General features: G+C 55.9%; 2 protein-coding genes. One reads left to right on the top strand and one right to left on the bottom strand.

The window, feature by feature from the left end; translation table 11 throughout:
• The first annotated feature begins 1,278 nt into the window (after positions 1-1,278).
• The gene (locus GGD61_RS40010) at positions 1,279-2,412 is read left to right on the top strand and encodes a nucleotidyltransferase family protein (protein WP_312012862.1); all 1,134 of its coding nucleotides are present in this window, start codon (positions 1,279-1,281) and stop codon (positions 2,410-2,412) included.
• A gap of 49 nt (positions 2,413-2,461) precedes the next feature.
• Here GGD61_RS40010 and GGD61_RS40295 read toward each other — a convergent pair.
• Positions 2,462-2,911, bottom strand: a 450-nt coding sequence (locus GGD61_RS40295) for a hypothetical protein (protein ID WP_210311359.1), incomplete at its 5' end; no start/stop codon positions are given.

Raw genomic sequence — 2,911 nt, 5'->3', positions numbered from 1 at the left:
CGACGCCCGCAACATTCCAGGTCGGCCGGACCGAATACCCGCTCAGCAAGTTTGGCAGCTGCGGTGTGTTGGCAGGTGCATTGGCCAATCCGTCGTTAATAGCCATTCATATCCCCTAGTTCGTAGTTTGAGAAAGTTTGCTTCTCGTGCACGCACTCAATTCCGAACCCCAAAGCACGAAACAGCAGGCGCGACACGAACGAGCGAGTGATGACCGTTCAGCGGAGGCTTTTTTTGGACGACATAGCGGCTGCGCGAAGGTCATTTAAGTCATCCACCGCCAAATATCGCGGTTTAAAAACAAGCTCCTCGCTCTTTCCATTGAGAAAATAAATTCGCTCATTTAAAAAAGAATTTCCTACGACCTCTCATACGACCATTGCCACTTAACCGAACAAAAGAATTGACGCCAAAGCATCCGGTGCGAACCGGTTGCACGCGACTAATCTGAAAGGTACGTCGGGTACAGCAGCATGCTGTCTTCGCGCAACTCGGTGCGTATATGCCTTCTTCAGGAGGGCTGCTTGAGGATTGAGCGTAGGTACTCGGGCCGATTAAAGCCGATGTTATCCGCCCTGACGAACCTGACCTCTGCGTGCTCTGGAAACCGGCGGCGACCTCACCCGGCAAACCGCTTTCGAGCCGCCAATGAATCCGGTCCGCACGCGTCCGGCCGCCTGTCGGGATAGGAAAGATCCGTCCAACCCATTCCACGTCGTCGGAGCACGGATCCTCATTCTCCATGCCGGCGCTTGATCGCGGCCTCAGCTGCGGCGTTTGCCTGGCAATGGCGAAGCAGACACTTCGGAGATGATAACACCCCGTCCCCCGAAAAGACTCCCGGCGACCGTCGTCCACCAGAGTATCGTCGTTGCACCGCCGACACGTTGGCGAATGCGCCGGCGACAATACGAGCCCGGATCAAGGGACCTTCATCGCCGCAACGCGAATGATCGAACTGACTGCTTTGTCGGCCTACAGCAAACAGAGCGGCGGGCGCGCCGGTACAACACAGCGTGGATCTGGTCTTGTCTTCTTCGCGCCTGCCGGACGGGTCGACCATTCAAGCGGCACCAGCCGCAGCAAACATCTAATAAATTTAATTGCGCACACATTTAATATCGGGCAAAATGGCTACAGGTCGGAATATTTTCACTCAGGCGGCCCGCATTAATTGACGGGCCAACACGGCTCAAAGGATATCCGGAATCAACAAGATGGCCGCGTTCACCGGTTTGCCAAGCCACCAGGCGGCAGATAATACCTGCGAGGACACGCGTGAGCTCAACGTCGAGTGCTGCTCAAGGAGGGCTATTGTTAGGTTTTATGAGGGCTAACCATAGCCGGTGCCTAGTTCACTGGAGCGAATGCTTACGAGGCCGCGTCCCGAAAGACCCGGACTGGATCTCGCTCCTCGGCCTGGCGAACCAAACACTGACAACGCCTGCTTTGATGCGGTTTGCTACCCGTTTCAAAGATCAGATCCCTGAGGATGTCTACTTCTACGTTGAGCAATTGTTCGAGCGCAATGTAATACGCAACGGGCGCCTAGTCGATCAGCTGGCTGAGGTGGTAGGGGCAATAAACGATCGGGGCGTTATTCCCGTATTGCTAAAGGGCGCCGCTATCCTTGCGACGGCGCCTCAAGCGGACCATGGCTTAAAGCTGATGTGTGATCTCGATATCATGGTTTCGCCCGACGAGACCGAACCGACGTTGAGAGCTCTCCTTGCCCTGGGCTACACGATCGAATATCAGCCCCCAGCGGATGCGGTAGGAAATTGGCACGTAGACCTCAAAAGAGTTTGTGACGTGGGCATGATTGATTTGCACCGAGCTCCTCCCGGGCCCGCATTTTTTTACCGCGCGTCAGGCGATGTGAAGCAACATTGCACCATCGCGCATATCGGCCGAGGATCGGTCTACATACCGTCTGCAACCTATGGGGCTCTGATCCTGGCGGTCCACGATCAGTTTCAAGATTCCGATTATTGGAGTGGCGATCTCGATCTACGGCACCTTTTGGAATTGAGAGAATTAGCTCATTCTCCCGAAGGTATCGATTGGAATCTGCTAGCGTCTTTTGCCCCGGATAAGCTTGCGAGGAACGCCCTCGAAACTCACTTGGTCGCGCTCTATTCTCTGCTCGACGTCGACGTACCTGTTCGCATGCGCAGCCGATTTATCCCTCTCCTTCAGCACTGGCGGCGGTTGGCCCAAGTAAGATTTCCGCTATTGCGTCAGGCGCTGCTACCCATCACGGCTCTCGATTACTGCAATTATCGCAATGGGCTCGGCGCATGGACTAAAGGAGAAGCGATTGTCGGCGATCGCAAATGGGCGCTCCCGAAGAGCAGTACGTTGGACTGGCTGCTGTGGCTGTCTCACGAGCGTCGGACGGGCAAGGCCTAGCTTAGAAGTTCTCCGGCAACCTCGAGCGAGGCGGACTAACGGAACAAAGCTAATCCCTGTGCGCACGCACGCCCGACTGCGGGGCAAACTGGGGAATCCCCTTGAGCGCCAGGTCCACTATCCGGCCGAACGTGTTCTTCACGCTCGCACCGTTGAGGTTGACCGCTGTCACCGGTAACGATGATTTCTGTTCGGATGCGACCGTGCAACTGAAGGTAAGGGCAGTTGTGCCGGACCCTCCAGTATACGTCGCGACTCCGCCATCGCTGAGCGTAAGGGTGGGGGTGCCGCCTGAGACCGTCACTGCCGCGCTGAAGTCAAGCGTTACAATAGAAGCAATGGCACCGTCGTCGGCTGAACGGGAGCCAACAACTCGTCTAATTGACGTCCCATTCTGCCTGAAATAGGTCCCGGTCACCATATTTGCGTTGTTCGATTGAGTAACGGTCCCGTGGTATGGGCCACCGCTGCTTCCATTGTAGTTCCCAACGTACTCCCA

It is taken from the genome of Bradyrhizobium sp. SBR1B, from assembly GCF_014198205.1.
In the GTDB taxonomy this organism is placed as follows: Bacteria; Pseudomonadota; Alphaproteobacteria; order Rhizobiales; family Xanthobacteraceae; genus Bradyrhizobium.
This window is presented reverse-complemented; position numbering and strand designations above follow the sequence as displayed.